This is a genomic window from Panacibacter microcysteis (assembly GCF_015831355.1).
GTDB lineage: Bacteria > Bacteroidota > Bacteroidia > Chitinophagales > Chitinophagaceae > Panacibacter > Panacibacter microcysteis.
The window spans coordinates 669025-689197 of the sequence record NZ_JADWYR010000002.1 but is presented as its reverse complement, the minus strand read 5'-3'; the positions used below and the strand labels follow the sequence as shown (position 1 = coordinate 689197).

Genomic DNA, 20173 nt, shown 5'->3' with positions numbered 1-20173 from the left:
CAGGTTAGATGCAATCATGCAGTTTAAAGGGATAAAGGTGTGTAATGAAAGAAATGAAGGGTTGTTGCCGGCAGTAGTATAGTATGGCATCACCTGTTGTGTCACTCACTTGTGCGTTCCACTTTTATGGCAACTGCGGTTTCCGGTACTTACAAACGAATATTTATCATGCCTGTCACCGCGCACATCGCCCTTCACCAGTCAATATGTTTTTATTTTTCTCCGGCGTCTTCGTATTCCGCCGTCCCAGGGTGAAATTCACTCCACGATTGCCATGTCTCTACATAAGATTGAACCTCTTCTAACTGAGTTCCTTCCAGTCTTCCTTCTATGCAGGTTCCTTCAAGGTTCCATATACTTTGCGTGGCAACATCCTTGAGCAGGTTGGGTTTGTCAGTTTTTTCAAAAACATGCGTTACTCCGTTTACATTCCTGTTTAATGTATGCACACTCGCATTGTCGGCTTCCACCGTTATCAGCAGCGGTAACCGGTTAACCGAATCTTCGATGATTTTGTTACGGTTCAGTCTGTCGAAATCATATGCTTTCGCCACATTGTTTTGTACAATACCTATCACCATAGATTTGGCTTTAAAAGCAGCAGAATCATGCTGGGAATATTTGGCCCTGAAAAAAGCCTTGTCATCCTGTGTAAGCCTGTAAGCAGCCAGGTAGTTTGTATCCGGTTGCATCACCAATGCATCAGGATGTCTTTTTAACCAGCTGCTCAGTGTAACCTGCTGCGACGGTATTTCCCGGAGCACTTTGTTTTTCAGCGGTCCGGCTACAGCCTTGCCTGTTGCCTGCTGCCACCAGCTGTCGGTCCTGTCATCTTTAAACAAAGCATTGTACTTATTCATGCCCACCAGGCGAAAGTGAGTTGTTTGCCCGTCTACCTCAGCATCAAAGACCCTTGCACTCCGGCATACCGTGCAGTAAGTAACAATGATCGGTACACCATTTACCGTGTCAGTAATGTGATGGTGGTAGCCAATGATCTGTAACGGGTAAGCCTTTGCCTGTCCGTTAATATTAACGCCAATCACCATCTTGTCACTACTTATTTTATTGGCTTTTTTCGATGCGAAGGTTTTTACTTTGATTGGCTGGTACACTTCTTCAGGCAATACATACACGTTCAGGTAGTAATACACTGCAACATAACCTGCCAGCAAAAGCAGCACGGGAAACAAAGGCTTTATTTTTTTGTTTTTTACAAGACTATACAACGGGTAAGCAATCAGCAACACAGCCAGTATACGCAGCCAAACAATATTATTGCTGAAAAAGTATCCAATAGCCAGTGCATCGTTTTCGAAGCTGCCTGCAAAGGGCATAGTGAAATAAGATTTCAGCACTTCGGCAATAAACAGCATTATCATTCCGGCAGTAAGTAATATAGCACGCATAGATTAGTCAGGCTGTTAGTTGTTGCGCCACAGAATAATGGCAGCTATTAAAATTATCTGCCAGCGTTGCTACTCTATTGGTAATGCGCCCATTTGCCGATTATCTGCTACTAAATGCTTAAATGATGCTACCAAAAAACATTACATAAATATGTATATAACCGATATTAAAATTTATTTCTATACTCAATATGCATGTTGTGCTATCATACCTAAGGTGCTGGCTAAATGCTGGTCACGCAAAGCTGGTATAGACACCCCGTCTGCGCGGAACACCGTTACGTCGTGCATGCCAATAAAACCAAGAAAGCCGCGGAGAAAAGGTTCAATGTTATCAATGGTTTTCATTGGTTCTTCTCTGTATACACCGCCCTGTGCAATAGCCAGGTAAACTTTTTTTCCGCTTATCAAACCCTCCGGTACTCCCGCTGCACTATAATTAAATGTTTTGCCGGGTACTGCCAGGTGGTCGAGCCACGATTTTAAAACTGATGGTATGTGGAAATTGTAAAATGGCACACCTATTACGATAATGTCTGCATCCAGCACTTCGGCAATAAGCATGTCTGCATATGCAACTGCTGTAGCCTGCACCTGGTTGCGCTGTTCTTCGGGAATGCGCATAGCAGTAAAATCGGCCGCATCAAGATGTGGTACGGGTTCTTTGCCAAGGTCGCGTATTATTAACTCACTTCCCGGGTGCGAAGCTGTTATCTGTGCAATGATCTCTGCAGATAATTGATTACTCACTGACTGTGCCCCGTTAATGCTTGACTGAATGTTTAAAATCTTTGCCATAGTTCACACTTTTTGTTAATGATGTAAAGCTCCTTAACTTCGCTTACCAAAATACAGCAGTTACCCTTTGGTAAGCGGTTTGCCCGCTCACCTGCAGGTAACCACGTTTGAAAAGTTATCTATGAATAAAGTAGACCACAAAGATTGCCTGGGAGCGTTACTGCCTATAAGAGACGCGCTGGATGCTATACACGGCAAATGGAAACTGTTGATTTATATTGCTGTCTCCAACGGTAATAACCGCTTCAGGGAAATTGAAAGAAGCATTCCCGGTATTTCCTCCAAAGTACTTGCGAAAGAGTTGAAAGAACTGGAAGAACACCAGCTTATAAAACGTACGGTTTACGACGCTACGCCGGCATTGGTAGAATACACCGTAACGGAATATTCCAAAAGCCTGGAAGTGGTATTGCAGGCGCTTAATACGTGGGGCACCAACCATCGCAAAAAGATAATGGGTAAGCGATAAGTAAAACTGATGTAAGGCTGCTTACTCAACGCAATAGACTCTTAAGGTAAAGCGGGCTGTAAAGCTGTGGCATGCCCTTTCCGGCAATTCGCCTGCAGCAGGTGAAAAAACGATTGCTGAAAACAAACCGGCACAGTTAATTATTTGCTTATCTGTATTTTTATAACATATACAAACAACCAAATCTTCATCAACTGCTGCAACTATCAGTGAAGACAATTCATTGCCCAAACGTATAGCTGTTAAAACAGGTATAGTGCCGCAACAAAGGCTTTACTCGCTGGATGCCTTGCGCGGCTTCGACATGTTTTGGATAATGGGAGCGGAGGAGATTTTTCATAAGCTCTATGAAGCTACAGGATCACCGTTCTGGGGTGCCATTGCTTTACAGATGACACACCCTGAATGGAATGGTTTTCATTTTTATGACCTGATATTCCCGCTGTTTCTTTTCCTTGCCGGCGTAGCCACACCGTACTCTGTTGGCCGGGAAATGGAAAAAGGTGTTGCACGAAAAAAACTTTTACTGAGGGTTATAAAACGTGGATTAATACTGGTGTTGCTTGGTATAATTGCCAATAACGGTCTTGTGTTGAAACCTGTCGCAGAATTGCGTATTGGAAGTGTGCTTGGGCGCATTGGTCTTGCCTATATGTTTGCCAATATTATTTACATCTATGGCAGCAAACGCAGCCAGGTTATCTGATTTGTTGGCTTATTATTGGGTTACTGGCTGGCAATGAAAGTGGGTCATGCGCCGGGTTTTGCCCCTGGTGATCTTACCATACAGGGTAATCTAGCATCTTACGTTGACCGCATTTTACTACCCGGCAAATTGTACCTGGGCATTCATGACCCGGAAGGTATTTTTTCTACCATACCTGCAATTGCTACGGGGCTGTCAGGCATTCTTACGGGTACATTTATCAGGACATCATCCCTCAATGGTACACAGAAGTGTGTTCGTATGGCGGCTGCCGGTATAGTGTTTATTGTGCTTGCACAATTATGGAACATAACATTCCCGATCAATAAAAACCTGTGGACGAGCTCTTTTGTTTTACAGGTAGGCGGTTTGAGTTTATTGTTGTTATCGCTGTTTTACTTTATCATAGATGTAAAAAGCTATAAAAGCTGGGCCTTCTTTTTCAAGGTGATTGGCATGAACTCCATCCTTATCTATATGTCCGGCCACTTTATTGACTGGGAATTTACCAACGATAGCTTGTTTGGCTGGCTGGGAACACTGGCCGGAAACCCTTTCAACGCAGTGATATTGGCCACAACATTTGTTCTTGTAAAATGGCTGTTCCTGTATTTTATGTATAAGAAAAACGTGTTTCTGCGTGTGTAAATAATAATTAAACCGCCTGATCTTTCACGGAGGTTTGATGAGCACGCACGCTACAGTCGCCATAACGACGGAACCCTGAACCGAGCGTGGCAACAGGCGATGCCACGAAGATCTGCTGCTGACTACCAAAATCTTTTTTGTACTAACGTATGCCGCATTGACTTTATAGCAGTTCTATATTGCCATCTGTTCCGTTTACCCTTATTTGCCTGCCATCCATGATCAACTGCGTTGCATTTTCGACGCCTACAACGGCTGGCAGGCCATACTCACGGGCAATGACAGAACCGTGCGTCATAAGACCGCCTACTTCTGTTACCAATGCTTTGATGGAAACAAAAAGCGGCGTCCACCCGGGGTCTGTAAAACGTGTAACGAGAATATCGCCGGGCTGCAGGTCTGCATTGGCCAGGTTGTAAATAATGCGTGCCCTTCCTTCTGCAACACCCGATGATACAGCCAGACCGCCAATGGCCCCGGCAGGAAGCTGTGCATGTTCATAACTGCCCGTGATAATCTCACCATCACCGGTAAAGATGCGCGGTGGCATTAATTTGTTATAGTGCCTGTAGGCCTGCTTTCGTTCATCGATCAACTGGTTGCAGGAGTGCTGATATTGTAACAGGTATTTTATTTCTTCCAGGCCCAGGTAGAAAATGTCTGTTGTGTGGTGTATTTTATTTTGCTGCACCAGTTCTCCGGCTTCCTGCAGCAGTGCCTGTTTGTAAGCAAAATACCGGCTTACCATGTGGTATTTCGGGTATTCCCGGTAGCCTGCCAGGGTGCGCAGTTTGTGAACCTGCTGTTTCGTTTCCTGCATTTTCAATGCTGCACCCGGCAGTTGTTGCAATCGTTCCAGCAATGCGGTTTCCTGCTGCCTGGCTTCCTGTAAACCTTTTTCAAACCTGCGTTTGCTTTCACCCGCTTTTAAACCATCGATGTTTGCAAGCAGCAAGGGTATAAGCGTTACAGGTTCTTCGCTCCATCGTGGCCTGGTGATGTCAATTTCACCTTCGCACCGCATACCGTATTTTTCAAGAAAATTACCGATTGCTTTTTTTACTTTTTCACCATTTTCCAACGAAGGCAGTACGTTTAAAAAATGATTATCGCTTGTATGGCGCAGGTAGGCGATGATGTTTTTATATGGACGAATAACATCTGCAACATCAAGCAATGCAAGACCCATTTGCGCAGTGATGTTATTGGCGAGGGACTGCGAAAGTTTATTGGCCACATTTTTTTCGCCCAGCCATTCCTGCATTTTTTCATTCAGCCACTGCGCTGCACTTATGCCACTCATAATAATACCAATGCTATTGTTACATGCAACTGACTGCCTGTATTGTTGTATGTCCTGCTCTATAAACTCTATCAGTGCTACGCCGCTTTTGTTACGGATGGCTTGTTTTAGCTGCATTATTGATTGCTCACTTTTGCTGATGAGCGCTGCAACATCTTCTGCGGTGTATTCCTGCAGGTTGGTGTGGGGCGGGTGAGAATTATCCGATTGCTGCACAGGCGCATCATTTGATGTATCAAAAAGATCCTGCCGTTGCAGGATTTTGAGCAAAGCTGTTTTTATAAGCGGGTCAGATTTACCCAGCACATTCATTACCATATTCCGGCCCGTAGCTGTTGACAGATCCTGCATAATATCAACAAATAACCTGCCGCCGGCAGTAAACATTGGTCGGGGCGCCGTTAGCTGCCAGATTGATAACCCCAGCGGTTTAATTGCATCCGTCATCATCTGCTGGTGGCCGACCGAAACATATATATGTTTGTTGTTTGCACCGCCTTCAGGAATGGGAAATAGCGTAGTAACCGGCCGGGATTGCACAATGTAAAATATGCCGCCTGCCAAACACCATTCAACATCCTGCGCGGTGGTAAAATGACGGGCTATTTTACTGCCAGTTTCAGCGAGACGTATTATTTGTGCGTCGGTCAATACCTGCTGGTCACGCTTGCTGTAATCAATCTCTGCCAGCTTTGTACCACCCTGTTGCGATGCATACATTCCCTGTTTTTTTGACGATATCTTCCGACTGATGATGGCATTCCCCATTACCTTATAAACATCTGTATTAACAATGCCAGATACTATTGCTTCACCAAGCCCAAAGCCTGCATCGATCGAAACAACCTTCCGGTTGCCTGTAACGGGATCAGCCGTAAACATAATGCCTGAGGCCTCTGCCGGCACCATTTCCTGTATGATAACAGACAGGTAAACACCTGCCTGGCTAAAACCATTTTGTATACGGTATAAAACAGCTCTTTCTGTAAACAGCGAAGCCCAGCATCTGCTGATGTGCGTAAGAATGGATGCTTTACCGGTAATGTTCAGATAACTGTCCTGCTGGCCCGCAAAAGATGCATCCGCCAAATCTTCTGCTGTGGCACTCGAACGGATAGCAAATGTTGGATGACTGCCGGGTATTTCAAGGTGCAGCATTATTTCGTTTACAAGCTGCCCGGGTATTTCAACAGATGCTATCGTTTGCCGAAGCACAGCGCTTATCCCGGCAATCGATTTTTTTTCAGTGGCCTGCAGTTGCGATAATTCCTGTATGAGTGCTGCAACACGTGCGTTTGATGATATGATCTCTTTAAAGGCTGCGGTGGATATACAGCATCCACGCGGTACATGTATTCCTTGTATTGTACACAGTTCACCAAGGTTGGCTGCTTTACCACCAAAGGTGTCGGAAGAAGTTTTTCCCAGGTCGCTTAAAGCGGATACATATGTATGCATGGCGAAAGATTTTACGTTAGCAACAGCTAATGTATCTGTTGCAGTAAGCCAAAAATCTTTTTCTACACTATATTTTTTACAGGCAATAAAGACGGTGGGTAGCAGCGTTTACCATGCAACAAAACAACCATAAGCCTGCCAAACCTGGCGCATGGTTATGTAAAATAAGTTTACACTCCTGCATACAAAAACGGCTGCAGGTCTGCTGCAGCCGTTTTTGTAAACGTAGTACAAGACAGTCTTAGTCGTGTTTTACCCATGTCAGGTCTTCTACTTTAAAACCGTGGCTGCGCGCAATATTCAGGTACCGTTCAATGACTTCTTCCGGCATTGATTTTTCGCGGGATAACAGCCACAAATAATCCCTGTTTTTTCCTGCAACCAACGCGTAGCGGTAATCGTTGTCGAGCGCTATTACATTATACCCGGCATAGAAAGGGCCAAAGAAAGATACTTTTAATCTGGCTACCTGTTCATCACCGGTAAACTTTGCTTTTCCTACTGCAGATTGATATTTCGCTTTCCGCGTGTTGTAACCTTTGTTTACAACCTTTATGCTGCCATCTTCATTTGCTGCATATTCTGCTGTAGTCTTATTCAGGCCACGCTCAAATATGTAGTCGAAACGCGCAATTTCATACCATTTGCCCAGGTATCGTTGCTTATCAAAATTATGTACAGCCTGCACACCTTTGGGTATGGTACGCCTTCGGCTCCACGCTATCAATGCACCGGCAAGTAAGAGGCCGCCGCCAATCAACAGGTATTTTTTATCAGTTTTTTTCATGCCTTCCATTTTACCTGTACAGTCAATCAAATGCAATACCAAAAAATAAAAGAATTACAGCCATAGTGTAGCGGGCAACACAACAAATGGCATCGCCGGTTGTGTCACTCACTTGTACGTTCTGTTCTTATGGCAACTCCAGCGATCTGTTGCAGCGGGCTTGCAAAAAGCAGTATTACGAAAGTTGTATGAGTTTAACTTTCATCCGATAACAGGTGATGTTTTGCTTTAAAAAGAAATACTTGCGACAGCAAAGTTTTTGCCGGTGAGCCGGCGTAATATGTAACGTAAACTGCAGCTCGTGGTCAGGCTTTCTTTACAAATTCTGACTTAAGCGCCATGGCCCCAAAGCCATCAATCCTGCAATCAATATTATGATCGCCACTTGCCAAACGGATGTTTCTCACTTTTGTACCTGCCTTTATTGTTTGTGATGAGCCTTTGACCGGCAGGTTCTTAATGGTAACCACCGAATCGCCATCTTTGAGCACATTCCCGTTACAATCTTTTACTACCAGCGCGTCGTCGTTTACGTCATTTTCCTGCGGGTTCCACTCATGGCCGCACTCGGGGCAAACAAGCTGGTCATCCATGGCATAGGTATAAACCGATTTACAGAGAGGACAAGGTGATAATTCGCTCATTCGATTTTTTTAGGCCCGCAAAATAGCATTTTACAGATGATGTAAAATGATTTCAGTCATATACGCGTCAATCTTCGCGTTTGCTCCGTGATGTTCCGCCAGTTGAAGAGTGCGACGCAACAACCGATGCCATGAAATACTGCTGCCGGCTACATACTTGTTTTCTGTGATTTAGTTTTTTCGTTCTTTCAACGGGTTAGGCATATCGGAAGCTGGTGATTGGATGCGCATAAAATCTTTCACGGGCATATTGCTGTAAAAAGAAGAATCAGGGCGTAGTATAAACATATTGTCCTGCGGTGTCTGGTAAATATCAAAACCCTTACCATTGTTGCCAAGGTAGGTCATTTTGTTGGGCATGGAACCCGGTAAAGGCGCACGATGTTTACGGAAATATGCAGAGGGCAAAGAATCTATAAACTGTTTTTGTGGGTATGTCTTTTTAAAAACAGAATCCTGCTGGTTATTACGCGGTATTACAAAGGCTTTGTCTTGTTGTGCGCTGAGCGTTATGCAGGCTGGTAAAAGCAGCAACAGGAGTGTGATCTTTTTCATGGCGGTGCTGTTGATGATTGAAACTAATAATTTTTTGCCGTAAAAAGTATGGCTGCGTACATGATGCACGATTTTTTTGCATTACATAAACAGCGCTGTATTTTTTTTATTTGCTTGTATCTTGTGCCCTTAATAAAACTGTAGCATGTTTTTACTGGACACAACAGCAGGCCCCGGTGTTTGGGAAACCATTCAAAGCTGGGACAGGTGGCTTTTCATCAGGATCAACAGCACCTGGACCAATGATTTTCTCAACAGCGTGGTACCGTGGTGGAGAGACTCTAATACATGGATTCCGCTGTATCTTTTTCTCACCTTGTTTGTCGTTATCAACTTCGGCTGGCGCGTATGGCCGTGGATCGTTTTTTTTGTACTTACTGCATCTCTCACAGACCAGTTAAGCAGCGGTCTTATTAAAGGCCTGGTACAAAGACCAAGGCCATGTAATGACCAGGACTTCCTGTTTCATGTAAATGCATTGCTGGGCGGCTGTTCGGGTACATTCAGTTTTCCTTCGTCGCATGCTACCACGCATTTTGGTATGGCCTGGTTTGCCTGGCTTACCATGAAACAATATTTTAATAAATGGGGATACCTGTTTTTTTTCTGGGCCGCCACCATCGCTTACGGGCAGGTGTATGTGGGCGTGCATTACCCGCTGGATGTATTGGGTGGCGCTTTTATTGGCAGCATCGTGGGTATTGTTACCGCCAATGTATTCAACAGTAAAATTGGTTTACCTCCGCTCATCGGCTACAGCCGGAGTGTGGCGCCGGGTATAAATGAATAATTGAATGAACTCATGGGTAAAAAGATCGCTATTATCGGGGCAGGCATCAGTGGTATGAGTACCGCATTGCTGTTAACGGGCAAATCACATAATATTACAATTTTCGCCAGTGCATTTTCGCCAGGCATAACATCCAACAAAGCGGCTGCATTCTGGTTCCCTTATCATATACGCAACGATAAACGCGGCATTGGCTGGTGCAGGGAAAGCTATCATTTTTATAGCTCACTTATCCATGAGCCTTCATCTGGAATAAGCATACAAAAACTGGTGAAAGTATTGCGACATGGTGTTGCAGAAGCTGAGCCTGTATGGATAGATTTTATGCCTGAGGGCGCTATGCGCATACTGCCCGCCACTGAACTGCCTGATGGTATTGCAAAAGCATATGAAGTAAAGGTGCCGCTGATAGAGACCCAGTTGTTTCTTCCGTATTTGAAAACAATACTTGAAACAAAGGGCGCCGTGTTTATTGAACGCACCATCGGCCATTTCAGCGAGCTGCAGCACGATTACGATTGCGTGATCAACTGCGCGGCACTGGGTGCAAAAAAATTGTGTAACGATGCTGCGCTCATACCAGTAAGAGGGCAGGTGGGTTTACTGGAGCCTGCAGAAGAAATGGATATCTACCTCGATAACGAAAAGCCCTTATACATTGTACCGCGCAAAGATGCAATTATTGTTGGTGGTACTTACGAAGAACATGTAGATGCGGCAATTACCGAACCGGCAACCATAGAACGACTGCTTGGTAATGCCTACGAGGTATTTCCTGCTTTAAGATCGAAGCGTGTGCTGGGTAGCTGGGCAGGCGTGCGCCCATACCGGCAGGAAGTACGCGTAGAAAGAGAAGCAGGTACAAACATCATTCACAATTACGGGCATGGCGGCAGCGGTTTTACGCTGGCATTCGGCTGTGCAAAAGAAGTGGCACAACTTGTTGATGAAATAAACTGATTACAATGATCAATGTTCGAAGAGCAACAAAAGAAGACTGCAAAAGGCTGCTGGAACTGGTAACAGAACTGGCCATCTATGAAAAGGCACCGGATGAAGTTACTGTAACGCTGGAACATTTTGAAGAAAGCGGTTTTGGTGAAAAGCCAGTGTGGTGGGCGTTTGTAGCCGAAGAAACCACCGGCGATAACACGGTGATCCTGGGGTTTGCATTATACTACATACGTTACTCAACCTGGAAGGGCCAGCGCATGTACCTGGAAGATATTGTAGTAACAGAAAACGCAAGAGGCAAGGGAATTGGCAGGTTATTGTTCGATGCACTGATTGAAGAAGCAAAGGCAAAACGTTTCAGCGGTATTGTATGGCAGGTACTGGAGTGGAACGAACCCGCCATCAATTTCTATAAAAAATACCAGGCAAATTTTGATCCCGAATGGATCAACTGCAGCATTCCGGTCTAGGTTGTACTTGCCTGATTTAATGATGTTACCAGCTTCGGTATTGTATGGCAGCATCGTTGCGTCGCAATCACTTTTACAGCATATTTTCATGGCGGCTGCAGTCCGTGGTTTGCTCATGCATCATTATAACCGGCCTTGCCTTATTGCATCGTAAACATATTGTTCCATGTATCTTGTAAACACATTTTTTCTCAGGCCAAACATCCCGGCGTAACAATTTTACTTATATGCCGCAGGATCGAATTTTATCCAGTACAGATCATCCAGGCCATTACCTGCAGAAGACAGTAGTTGCGTGGTTGCGGCATAATCTTTTTGCCGGCCATTGTTAAACTGCGTGCTTGTTCTGTTAGAGGTGAAAAAAAGGATGTTTTTATCCCGGTTAACAAAAGGGCAATAATCAAGATCCGTAGTGTTGATACCTTTGGGCAAATGCTTTGCCTGCAGCCAGTTTCCCTGTTCATCTTTATAAGCAATATACAGGTCTCCTTTGCCCAGGTCATCAGGCCTTCCATAAGCAGTAAACAACATGAATCTTGCGTCTGGGTCAACAAATGCATTGAACTCGTAGCCTTCGGAATTGATGGTTCCAGGCAGGCTTACGGGTGCCGCATAAGTATTGTTGCTGAAAGCGCACACCACAATATCTTCCCTGCCTTTTCCATTTACTGCTTCAACGGTAAAATACAGGTCTCCGTTTTTTGTAACAGATGGGTAAAACTCATCTTTCGCCGTGTTTACTGTAAAACCAAGATGTTCCGGTTGCTCCCATGCGCCATTTCTTTTCTGCACCTTCCATAAATCAAAATCACTGATCGAATCGTTTGCATCAACCGGCCTGTCTGAAGAAAAGTAAATGGTGTTGCCATCGGCTGCAAATGCTGCTTCAAGATCGCGGTAGGTGCCGGAAAAAGGTGCCCTTTCAGGTGCACTCCACCGGCCTTTTATTTTATGCATGTACACGATGGTGCTGCTCAGGAATTTTGGTTGCTGTATGGTAAAAAAGATCTCTTCACCGTTTGGAGAAATTGCGAAATCACGGTTGCTCAACCCGTTTGATATGATGTCTGCTGCAAACAGCTTTACCGTATCTGCAGCATTTTCGTTTGCGGGGTAAGTTTGTGCAAATGCGCTACAGGTAACAGCTAACGAAAAACAAAGAGGCATAATCTTTTTCATAAGCTCCTTTTACAGTGTTATTTCCAAAACGGTTTTACAGAAAGATATGCTGGATCATGTTTGGTGCTCATTATGCAGTATCGTTGCTGCCAAAGGCGCTGCAGTACAAGAGTGCGACGCAACGATGCTTCATTGGAATACAACAGCCGGGCACACCAAAATTCTATTCTTTAAAATTATGATGTTGCCACGTATGTGTAAAAAACAAAAGCTTCCGAAACGGAAGCCTTTGTCATTGTACTGGTTATCCTAATCCCTTTAGCCAGTTTACAAGGTCATCTTTTGCTTTGCCTGTCTTTTGCTGAATGCGTCCCCAAAGCTCATCATCTTTACCTTCTTCATACGTTAGATCATCGTCAGTAAGATCACCATATTCCTGTTTGAGTTTTCCTTTCCACTCGTTCCATTTACCTTTTACTTCCATCTTGTCCATAATAAATGTATTAGGTTAAACAATACATTTCTATGGTAAAAGATTGTGCCAAAAGAGACTCACCATGTTTCCCTTACAAAAACTACATGATGCGGTACGAACGCGGTAATGTTTTGCACACATATTAAAAAATATGTGGAATTGATGACCACACATTTATTCTACAGGGAGTGTGAAATAGAACGTAGAACCCTTACCTGGTGTACTTTGCACGCCGATGGTACCGCCGTGTCTTTTAATGATCTCTGCACTGAGGTAAAGACCTATACCAAAGCCGCTGATGGTTCGGGTGGCGTCGTTCATCACCCTGTAGTAGCGCTGGAAAATATTTTGCTGGTCTTCTGTTTTTATACCAATACCCTGGTCTGTAACTGTAACCTCTACCACTTTTTCTTTGAGGTGGCAAACAACGTGTATATTGGTATTGAACGGCGAATACTTAATAGCATTGCTCAGCAGGTTACGAACAACAGACTCTATCTTTTCTTTATCTGCTATGATGGTAATGTTGCGGCACCTGTCGAAAGTTATTACGTGGTTGGGTGCTATCAGTCTTTTGCTTTCTATTACTTCATCAACCAGTACATCAAGATCAAAAGGCTGCTTATCGATCGTGAGTTTACCGGCCTCAAACCTGGAAAGATTAAGGAAACCATGGATGAGGTCATTCATCTTGTTTACCTGCACTTCTACTTTTGGTAATATGGCCGGCGCAAGATTGGTATAGTTGGCAGATTGCAGGATTTGCAGGTATGCTTTTAACGATGTCAGAGGTGTTTTAAGTTCATGACTTACCATGCCTATAAAGTCATTTTTACGCAGGTCATCTTCTTTTTGTTCTGTAATATCGAGTACACTGCCTATAAAGCGCACCGGAACATCCTGCGCGTTGAAATATGCTTTGCCCATGGCGCGTACCCAACGCACTTTGCCGTCATCTGCACCAACGGTGCGGTACTCCACATCGTAATTACCATTGGAAATCTCCCTGTTGAACACTTCGTTATTGATGATGTACGTAATGCGCTCCCGGTCGTCTTCATGCAATCCGCCTACAAAGTCTCTGTCGTAAGAGACATCGTTGTCGTGGCTGATACCAAACAACGTTCTGCATCTTTTATCCCATTTCATGATGCCGTTCTCAAGATCGAGGTCGAATGTACCAAGATTGGCGGCTAATATTGAAAGCTTTAATGTGTCTTCTGTTTTTTCCAGTGTTTTGCGGGCAATTACCTGCTCCGTAACGTTGATGGCCGTATGCAATACACCTGCAATTTTACCATGCTCAATAAAAGGCTGGTATGTAACATTGTAATACCCGAGTTCTTCTTTGCCATCTTTTACCATCAGAATGGGCTGTTCATCACCGGTCCATTTTTCGCCCGTTGTATAACAACTGTATAAATGATCAATAATGCTTTGCCCTTTTAATTCCGGCATAACGCTGTATACAGACCTGCCCTTGATAGAAGCATTGTGCCGTATAAGATCGAGCATGGGTTGATTTACTTCTTCTATCACCGCCTCCTCGCCCCTGGTAACCATGATGGGGATAGATGACTGCTCTACAATGCTCCTGAATTTATGCTCGCTTTCCTGGAGTGAATGCTTTACTTCCACAAAGCCGGTAACCTCATGCACAAAAACCATGATACCATCTACCTGCTTTTTTTCATTGTGTCTTGGCTGGTAAATAAAATTAAAGTAACGGTTTTCCAGTTCACCTGTTGGCCCTGCCAGGGGTACCTTCAACTCCCTTCCTTCGAAGGTTTGGTCTTTTTCATAAACATCTTTTATAATAGTTGCTATGGGCTGGTCAGCTAATTCCGGCAAAGCGGTAAAAATAGGTTTACCAAGCAGATCTCTGCCAGGCAACAACATCTGGTAATTGGGGTTGATCAGTTCAAAAACAAGGTCTGGCCCGCCCAGTATGCAGATACCAGCAGGGGCTTCCATAAAAAACCTGGTAAGCCGATCGCGCTGGTTTTCTGTTTCCAGCTTTGAGAGCTCCAATGCTTTCTGCGTTTCGAGTATGGTTTTATTGCTCAGCACCTTGCCTGTAGTCTCCATACATGTTACAAACACACCTTCTATAATACCATCGTTGTTATATACCGGGCTGTAGCTGTAGGTCCAGTAAACATCTTCAATTTTTCCATTCCTGTAAATGGGCACCAGCTGGTCTTCGCTGAAGACAGCTTCGCCGGTTGTAGTAACGGTTTTGATCAGCGGTTCTACAATATGCCATATTTCGGGCCAGCAGTCTATGGCATATTGCCCCAGGGCATCAGGATGTTTTCCTGAAACACCCAGGCTTGGGCGGTATGCATCGTTATAAAATTGTATAAGATTGTTACCCCACCATAAAAACATGGGGAATTTAGAATTGAGCAGAATATTTACGGTTGTAAGAAGGGTGCCAGACCAGCTGCTGATTTCGCCAATGTCAGTTTTACTCCAATCCTTTTCCCTGATTAACTTACCCATCTCACTACTACCCCTTATGAGGGCAGTATCGTCGATAACTTTGTGCATAGAAAAATGTTCAGCAATAATCAGCAAAAGAAATGAATTATTTAGTCAAAATTGAAAGTTTTTATATGTTTAAGAACCGCATATAAGATTTTATACAAAAAATTAAAATATCAACCGGCTGTTGTAAAAAATAAATGCTAACCGCAGCACTACCTTTGCGGCTTAACAGGCACTACTTTTTGTACAGTTCAATATAGTTATCCCATACTTCATAATACCCGCCCGATACCTGGTCTGCCAATGATTGCTTTGCTACGAAGTCTATTATTGCAGCACGCTCATCCAGTGTTCGCTGTGTACTGGCGCACCAATGTTGCTCCGCCGGTATAAAAATGATGGCAACACAATTACCGCCACCAAACTCAAAATCAAAACTGATCTCAGATATCGCATCGCTGTAAACGACTGTGCCGCCACGCCCGTTATTGTTGTATGTAAGTTTTCCTGGCATTTTAAATAATTTAAGTGAGCACATGTGCCCCTCCTGATAAAAATAAAGAATGTTTACTGCTGTAGTTACATGAGGCTTTCCAGGGGGGTAAAAATTGGCTGGCCGAAAGTTCATCAACGCACAACCTGTATTGTTTCTTTTTTACCACTGCCGGCCAATACAATAATGTAATTACCATGCGCCAGTTGCTGTGCATGAATAGTTGTATTTGTCTGCCCCTCAGCCAAACGTTGCCAGAACAGCAACTTACCTACAACATCATACAAAGCAATCGTTGTTTTGCTGTTTGCCGCAGCATGCTTTACAAATATTTCATTACCGGATGCAAATGCAGTTGCTTTACCTGCATTGCCTGTTATATCAACAGAACGTACGGCAGAATAAGTGTAAGTACCATCAGCATCTATCATTTTTAAACGGTAGAAGTATGTTAGTGCCTGCACCATAACGCCATCTTTAAATGAATAATGTACAATGTTATTACTGTTTCCTTTTGCTTTAAGCGCACCAATTGTCCTAAAGTTTATACCGTCAAGGCTTCTTTCTATTTCAAACCCGGAGAAATTCAGTTCTGTTGCTGTGCTCCAGTTGGCAGTAACGCTTTGTTGGTTATATACCACATCAAATGCTTTCAGCGTTACAGGCAGAATAAGATTACACGCGCCTGAATTTGCCCTTACCATAGAGGTACCCCAGTTGGACCCGTTAGAAGCATTGGCAGCGCCGGGGTTCTGGGCAACATTCAATGTACCGGGACCACTAAATATTTTGTTATTGAGGGTTGCATTGGTGGTGTATTTCAAGCACGCCGAAAATGATGCAGGCACATAAATACCATTGGTTACGTCATTTCCCACACTGGTAGTATTAACCTGTGTATTACCGGTTAAGCACATTCTATTATTTCCCTGTAACTGAAAGCCATTGAAATTTACAATGCCTCCATTGGAGTAAAGCACTGTGGTGTTGGAGTTGTTGGCAAAGTTGGTAAACTGTTTAAAGGTTAATACGGCCGCAGCGTTCTTGTTAATAAAAATGGTATTGGCAGCCATTGTTATACTGTTATCAAACTGCATGATACCATAGTTGATAAAAGTGATGTTACTGCTGTTATTAATATCTAAACTTTTAAATACAATTGTTGAGTTGGCTGTTACCACCAGCACAAGATTATTAAATGCATTATTGCCCCTTGTCAGGTTCTCGATGGTCATGTCACCAACAAAACGAATGGTATCATTGCGGTAAATATTGTTGTTGCCTGCAAATTTGATGGTAAGCTTCGAACCGTTGCCCTGGTTTTTGTACGCAATATTTATGTTGTTGCTACTTATTGTTTCGGTTTTGGTACCGGCAATCAGCGTTGCGTTGGTAGTAATATTTTCCCTTGGTTCAGTTGTCGTTATACACTGTGCCTGTACCGGCGCAGTTGCAAATAAAAAAACAGCCAGCAGAAATACGCTCACACACATTGAAGTAAAATTCACTTTCATAAGTATTGGTTTTGAGATGTGCCACCTACTTTCAAAAGAAGTGCAGGAAATCGTGGCCGGATTATTTAACAATTAAAATATACTTCAACGTATTGATTGTCAATATTATACACGCACATACATTTCTTTGTTTTATATAAAAATCTATTCATATAACGTAGATTTTTCCCATTGCTAGACTTACATTTACAGATAGAGAATTTTATTATGTTGCCAGCTAAAACTATATCCCGGCTTTCGTTGCGTCGCACTCTTGTACTGCAACAAATAAATCGGCTGCAGCCTCCGGTCACAATTGCGCAGCAGCAGCAGTTTACCAACGCATTACCCTAAAACCAATCAATATTTCTTCAAAAAAAATCCCGGGCAAAAACTGGCAGCCTTTACTTTTTTAGAGTACTATCGTAGATGACTAATACCGTTATGTTATGAACAGACTATTATTCTCATTGCTGCTCGTTGCAGTTTCTTTTACAGCAGGTTTTGCATTTAAAGCAATACTTACAACCCAAAGTAATACACCACAACAAAGCAAAAAGGTAACAGGCATAGGCGGCATCTTTTTTAAATGCAAAGATCCCGGGAAGCTTAGGGAGTGGTACAAAGAGAACCTTGGTTTGCAAACCAACCAATACGGGGCTGTTTTTGAATGGCGGCAAGGTGCAGATACAACACGCAAAGGCTTTACGCAATGGAGCCCTTTTAAAGAAACGACCACGTATTTTCAACCTTCCGCGAAAGATTTTATGATCAACTATCGCGTAGAAAACCTGGCAGAGTTGTTAAGCGCCTTAAAGAAAAATGGCGTAACAGTGGTGGATTCTATTGAAACATACGATTATGGCAGGTTTGTGCATATACTCGATCCTGAACAAAATAAAATTGAATTGTGGGAGCCAAACGACCTTGTTTATGAACAACTCGGTATTCAAATGGGAAGCACAACCACCAAATAGTGTAGTCAACGTAAACAGCTCTACGTTATAACCATACAAAAGCCATCTCCTGTCGGAGATGGCTAAAGCAATTTGTTCTGCGAGATTAATAACAATCTCACCTCTACACCAGCACAAATTATGCCCGTTTACTGCTGCATGCAATGTGCACTAAAGTTTATAAACAATAATAAGTTTTGGGCGCTTGTGTGCTATAGCCGCTTCGGAAGCAGAGAAGATAATGGATTTATACAGTGTTTCACCTGCAAGCACCATTTCGAAACCGTTATTTAACCCGTCAGCTTTTACCATTGGCTTTACAAGGGCAGTTACATCAACAGAAGTATTGAAATTCCATTGACTCGTAGAAGCCTCGGTTACAACCATGTCTTTACTGGTTACTGAAGGCCTGGTATTCCAGGTAACGGTATTTTCATCCCAGTCAGAGGTTACTCTTTTTATATAACAGGAATTGTTTCCTTCGCCATATGGAGATCCGGGATAGCTGGAATTTCCCTGCGGGGCGGGCGCACTTGAAGTAGTGCCATACAAAAACAACTTTGCACCAAGTATTTTTGCCGAATCGGGAATGTCATTTAAGCCGGTGAATTTGATCAGTGACCGTCCCAGTACTGGTGTGCCGTAAACGGTCCAGGCAAATCCATCCAGTTCCGGCAACTGACCGGCATTGCTGTTGGCATTAGCATCATCGTCTTGTTTCCATTGAATAAGCGCATCCTGTCCGTCATCGCCAGGCTGCAACACGAGTTTTATTTCACCTGTACGGGTATTGCGGTACAATCCTGGAGCGTCTGCTGATGAAATAACACTTGCGTCGTTTTGCTGTAAGCCGGATGAGGTAGAGATTGGTGTGTTTTCTTTTTTGCAACTGATCATGCATAGGTAGCATACGGCCAGTAAAAGGTGTTTTCGGTTAAGCATTCTTGATAGGTTTTGTTTTACGTGCACTAAAGTATGTAGTGGTACTGGTCTAAAAAACTACATATGCATGTAGGATCTAATGTATAAGCCTGCATTGCATGGTTACTGCTGCGTTGGTGAACTGGTAGTATTGGATATTCATTGCTTACCCTTGCGCTTTACACACAATCGTTCAATTCATGATTTAGGCATAACTTGTAGCTAACAAAATAAACACTACACAATGATCAGGAATATTATGCGCATCTTACTCGGAGCATTTATGATACTGGCAGCCATTGGGCACCTTACATTTCAACGACAGGAATTCCAGGCGCAGGTGCCAGACTGGATACCGCTGAGTAAAGATCTTGTAGTTATACTTTCCGGTATTGTAGAGCTTGCATTTGGCCTGGCAATGATATTCTGGAAACGTCAACGCGTAAACGTTGGCATTGCCCTGGCGGTCTTTTATGTGCTGATCTTTCCCGGGAATATTGCCCAATACCTTAATCATACCAACGCCTTTGGGCTAGATACAGATAATAAACGATTGATAAGATTATTCTTTCAGCCGGTATTGATTATTTGGGCCTTATGGTCTACCGGCGCATGGGAGCATCTTTTTAAAAGTAAACGTGACGCCCGGTAAAAAGATGTTTTTATGGTAACCGGCATAGCTTTACATGGCATCGACTGTTGCCACGCCCGGTTCAACGTTCCGTTTGCATGGCAACTGCAGCGATCACCGTTGCATAGCCGCCCCGGATTTATATGCTAAAAGCAACAGGAAACATGGTTACATTTTTCACATCGCTTTACAGCACCTGGTAGATCTGTATATTATTGCCACAGGTATCTTTAAACACTGCAATCTTTACGGTACCCATTTGTGTGGGCATCATGGAGAACTCCACTCCTGCTGCTTCCAGCCGCGCAGCTTCCGCAACGATGTCTTCTACATAAAAAGCGGTAGCCGGAATGCCAGCCGCAAGCAAGGCTTGCTGATAAACTTTTGCCGGTTCAAACGCGATGGGTTCCAGCACCAACTCTACGGTATCTGGTTCTTCTTTTGATACTACTGTAAGCCACCGGTGTTCGCCCATGGGCATGTCTATTTTCTTTTCAAAACCAAGTACAGTTGTATAGAATTGCAGTGCCTTTTCCTGGTTATCTACCAGCAGGCTTGTTAATCTGATCTTCATCTTTGCTTTATTTTACAGAGGGGCAAAAAT

Annotated in this window: 21 protein-coding genes; 8 read left to right on the top strand and 13 right to left on the bottom strand. The window is 43.6% G+C overall.

Features of this window, described 5'->3' with window-relative positions; all coding sequences use genetic code 11:
- Positions 1 to 212 precede the first annotated feature (212 nt).
- Both I5907_RS14815 and I5907_RS14810 read right to left on the bottom strand, forming a co-directional pair.
- Positions 213 to 1409 (bottom strand): DUF3179 domain-containing (seleno)protein, encoded by a 1197-nt coding sequence (locus I5907_RS14815; protein WP_196991592.1) that lies wholly within the window; start codon positions 1407 to 1409, stop codon positions 213 to 215.
- Between the two features lie 186 nt (positions 1410 to 1595).
- A complete protein-coding gene (locus I5907_RS14810) occupies positions 1596 to 2207 on the bottom strand; it encodes an FMN-dependent NADH-azoreductase (protein ID WP_196991591.1) in 612 nt (203 codons plus the stop codon).
- A 121-nt stretch (positions 2208 to 2328) separates the two neighbouring features.
- Between I5907_RS14810 and I5907_RS14805 the strand changes: the two genes are divergently transcribed.
- From I5907_RS14805 to I5907_RS14795, 3 genes are all read left to right on the top strand, one after another.
- Positions 2329 to 2676, top strand: coding sequence for a winged helix-turn-helix transcriptional regulator (locus tag I5907_RS14805; protein ID WP_196991590.1), 348 nt, complete (start codon positions 2329 to 2331; stop codon positions 2674 to 2676).
- 256 nt (positions 2677 to 2932) lie between these two features.
- On the top strand, positions 2933 to 3382 hold the full coding sequence (locus I5907_RS14800) for a DUF5009 domain-containing protein (protein ID WP_196991589.1): 450 nt from the start codon (positions 2933 to 2935) through the stop codon (positions 3380 to 3382).
- Between the two features lie 33 nt (positions 3383 to 3415).
- Complete coding sequence (locus tag I5907_RS14795) at positions 3416 to 4030, top strand: hypothetical protein (RefSeq protein ID WP_196991588.1); 615 nt, start codon at positions 3416 to 3418, stop codon at positions 4028 to 4030.
- Between the two features lie 163 nt (positions 4031 to 4193).
- Here the strand turns inward: I5907_RS14795 and rph are convergent, their stop codons facing one another.
- From rph to I5907_RS14775, 4 genes are all read right to left on the bottom strand, one after another.
- Complete coding sequence (rph, locus tag I5907_RS14790; RefSeq protein ID WP_196991587.1) at positions 4194 to 6791, bottom strand: rifamycin-inactivating phosphotransferase; 2598 nt, start codon at positions 6789 to 6791, stop codon at positions 4194 to 4196.
- A 241-nt stretch (positions 6792 to 7032) separates the two neighbouring features.
- Complete coding sequence (locus I5907_RS14785; RefSeq protein WP_196991586.1) at positions 7033 to 7578, bottom strand: lipocalin family protein; 546 nt, start codon at positions 7576 to 7578, stop codon at positions 7033 to 7035.
- Between the two features lie 305 nt (positions 7579 to 7883).
- A complete protein-coding gene (locus tag I5907_RS14780; RefSeq protein WP_196991585.1) occupies positions 7884 to 8222 on the bottom strand; it encodes a zinc ribbon domain-containing protein YjdM in 339 nt (112 codons plus the stop codon).
- A 171-nt stretch (positions 8223 to 8393) separates the two neighbouring features.
- Positions 8394 to 8777 carry a hypothetical protein gene (locus I5907_RS14775; RefSeq protein ID WP_196991584.1) on the bottom strand — a complete coding sequence of 128 codons (384 nt, stop codon included), beginning with the start codon at positions 8775 to 8777 and terminating at the stop codon, positions 8394 to 8396.
- A gap of 145 nt (positions 8778 to 8922) precedes the next feature.
- Here I5907_RS14775 and I5907_RS14770 point away from each other — a divergent pair, with 145 nt between their 5' ends.
- The 3 genes from I5907_RS14770 to I5907_RS14760 are packed head-to-tail and all read left to right on the top strand — an operon-like array spanning position 8923 to position 10991.
- Positions 8923 to 9567: a phosphatase PAP2 family protein gene (locus tag I5907_RS14770; RefSeq protein ID WP_196991583.1), complete on the top strand. Its 645-nt coding sequence runs from the start codon at positions 8923 to 8925 to the stop codon at positions 9565 to 9567.
- 12 nt (positions 9568 to 9579) lie between these two features.
- Complete coding sequence (locus I5907_RS14765; RefSeq protein WP_196991582.1) at positions 9580 to 10527, top strand: FAD-dependent oxidoreductase; 948 nt, start codon at positions 9580 to 9582, stop codon at positions 10525 to 10527.
- 5 nt (positions 10528 to 10532) lie between these two features.
- A complete protein-coding gene (locus I5907_RS14760) occupies positions 10533 to 10991 on the top strand; it encodes a GNAT family N-acetyltransferase (protein ID WP_196991581.1) in 459 nt (152 codons plus the stop codon).
- A gap of 219 nt (positions 10992 to 11210) precedes the next feature.
- Here I5907_RS14760 and I5907_RS14755 read toward each other — a convergent pair whose 3' ends face one another.
- The 5 genes from I5907_RS14755 to I5907_RS14735 all read right to left on the bottom strand — a co-directional run bounded on the left by I5907_RS14755 (position 11211) and on the right by I5907_RS14735 (position 17082).
- Positions 11211 to 12170 carry a TolB-like translocation protein gene (locus tag I5907_RS14755; RefSeq protein WP_196991580.1) on the bottom strand — a complete coding sequence of 320 codons (960 nt, stop codon included), beginning with the start codon at positions 12168 to 12170 and terminating at the stop codon, positions 11211 to 11213.
- A gap of 244 nt (positions 12171 to 12414) precedes the next feature.
- On the bottom strand, positions 12415 to 12603 hold the full coding sequence (locus I5907_RS14750; protein WP_196991579.1) for a CsbD family protein: 189 nt from the start codon (positions 12601 to 12603) through the stop codon (positions 12415 to 12417).
- A gap of 156 nt (positions 12604 to 12759) precedes the next feature.
- Positions 12760 to 15138, bottom strand: a complete 2379-nt coding sequence (locus I5907_RS14745) for an ATP-binding protein (RefSeq protein WP_196991578.1) — start codon at positions 15136 to 15138, stop codon at positions 12760 to 12762.
- A gap of 172 nt (positions 15139 to 15310) precedes the next feature.
- On the bottom strand, positions 15311 to 15589 hold the full coding sequence (locus I5907_RS14740; RefSeq protein WP_196991577.1) for a hypothetical protein: 279 nt from the start codon (positions 15587 to 15589) through the stop codon (positions 15311 to 15313).
- A gap of 113 nt (positions 15590 to 15702) precedes the next feature.
- Positions 15703 to 17082 carry a T9SS type A sorting domain-containing protein gene (locus tag I5907_RS14735; RefSeq protein ID WP_196991576.1) on the bottom strand — a complete coding sequence of 460 codons (1380 nt, stop codon included), beginning with the start codon at positions 17080 to 17082 and terminating at the stop codon, positions 15703 to 15705.
- A gap of 428 nt (positions 17083 to 17510) precedes the next feature.
- Between I5907_RS14735 and I5907_RS14730 the strand changes: the two genes are divergently transcribed.
- On the top strand, positions 17511 to 18038 hold the full coding sequence (locus tag I5907_RS14730; protein WP_196991575.1) for a VOC family protein: 528 nt from the start codon (positions 17511 to 17513) through the stop codon (positions 18036 to 18038).
- Positions 18039 to 18188: 150 nt separating this feature from the next.
- Here the strand turns inward: I5907_RS14730 and I5907_RS14725 are convergent, their stop codons facing one another.
- Complete coding sequence (locus I5907_RS14725; RefSeq protein WP_196991574.1) at positions 18189 to 18959, bottom strand: DNRLRE domain-containing protein; 771 nt, start codon at positions 18957 to 18959, stop codon at positions 18189 to 18191.
- 223 nt (positions 18960 to 19182) lie between these two features.
- Here I5907_RS14725 and I5907_RS14720 point away from each other — a divergent pair, with 223 nt between their 5' ends.
- The gene (locus I5907_RS14720; protein ID WP_196991573.1) at positions 19183 to 19590 is read left to right on the top strand and encodes a DoxX family protein; all 408 of its coding nucleotides are present in this window, start codon (positions 19183 to 19185) and stop codon (positions 19588 to 19590) included.
- A gap of 166 nt (positions 19591 to 19756) precedes the next feature.
- On the opposite strand, the gene I5907_RS14715 is transcribed toward I5907_RS14720, so the two are convergent.
- A complete protein-coding gene (locus tag I5907_RS14715; RefSeq protein WP_196991572.1) occupies positions 19757 to 20143 on the bottom strand; it encodes a VOC family protein in 387 nt (128 codons plus the stop codon).
- Between the last annotated feature and the right edge of the window lie 30 nt (positions 20144 to 20173).

Coding starts and splice junctions, on each gene's coding strand:
- I5907_RS14815 (WP_196991592.1), bottom strand. CDS start 1,409: ATGCGTGCTATATTACTTACTGCCGGAATGATAATGCTGTTTATTGCC.
- I5907_RS14810 (WP_196991591.1), bottom strand. CDS start 2,207: ATGGCAAAGATTTTAAACATTCAGTCAAGCATTAACGGGGCACAGTCA.
- I5907_RS14805 (WP_196991590.1), top strand. CDS start 2,329: ATGAATAAAGTAGACCACAAAGATTGCCTGGGAGCGTTACTGCCTATA.
- I5907_RS14795 (WP_196991588.1), top strand. CDS start 3,416: ATGAAAGTGGGTCATGCGCCGGGTTTTGCCCCTGGTGATCTTACCATA.
- rph (WP_196991587.1), bottom strand. CDS start 6,791: ATGCATACATATGTATCCGCTTTAAGCGACCTGGGAAAAACTTCTTCC.
- I5907_RS14785 (WP_196991586.1), bottom strand. CDS start 7,578: ATGAAAAAAACTGATAAAAAATACCTGTTGATTGGCGGCGGCCTCTTA.
- I5907_RS14780 (WP_196991585.1), bottom strand. CDS start 8,222: ATGAGCGAATTATCACCTTGTCCTCTCTGTAAATCGGTTTATACCTAT.
- I5907_RS14775 (WP_196991584.1), bottom strand. CDS start 8,777: ATGAAAAAGATCACACTCCTGTTGCTGCTTTTACCAGCCTGCATAACG.
- I5907_RS14770 (WP_196991583.1), top strand. CDS start 8,923: ATGTTTTTACTGGACACAACAGCAGGCCCCGGTGTTTGGGAAACCATT.
- I5907_RS14765 (WP_196991582.1), top strand. CDS start 9,580: ATGGGTAAAAAGATCGCTATTATCGGGGCAGGCATCAGTGGTATGAGT.
- I5907_RS14760 (WP_196991581.1), top strand. CDS start 10,533: ATGATCAATGTTCGAAGAGCAACAAAAGAAGACTGCAAAAGGCTGCTG.
- I5907_RS14755 (WP_196991580.1), bottom strand. CDS start 12,170: ATGAAAAAGATTATGCCTCTTTGTTTTTCGTTAGCTGTTACCTGTAGC.
- I5907_RS14750 (WP_196991579.1), bottom strand. CDS start 12,603: ATGGACAAGATGGAAGTAAAAGGTAAATGGAACGAGTGGAAAGGAAAA.
- I5907_RS14745 (WP_196991578.1), bottom strand. CDS start 15,138: ATGCACAAAGTTATCGACGATACTGCCCTCATAAGGGGTAGTAGTGAG.
- I5907_RS14740 (WP_196991577.1), bottom strand. CDS start 15,589: ATGCCAGGAAAACTTACATACAACAATAACGGGCGTGGCGGCACAGTC.
- I5907_RS14735 (WP_196991576.1), bottom strand. CDS start 17,082: ATGAAAGTGAATTTTACTTCAATGTGTGTGAGCGTATTTCTGCTGGCT.
- I5907_RS14730 (WP_196991575.1), top strand. CDS start 17,511: ATGAACAGACTATTATTCTCATTGCTGCTCGTTGCAGTTTCTTTTACA.
- I5907_RS14725 (WP_196991574.1), bottom strand. CDS start 18,959: ATGCTTAACCGAAAACACCTTTTACTGGCCGTATGCTACCTATGCATG.
- I5907_RS14720 (WP_196991573.1), top strand. CDS start 19,183: ATGATCAGGAATATTATGCGCATCTTACTCGGAGCATTTATGATACTG.
- I5907_RS14715 (WP_196991572.1), bottom strand. CDS start 20,143: ATGAAGATCAGATTAACAAGCCTGCTGGTAGATAACCAGGAAAAGGCA.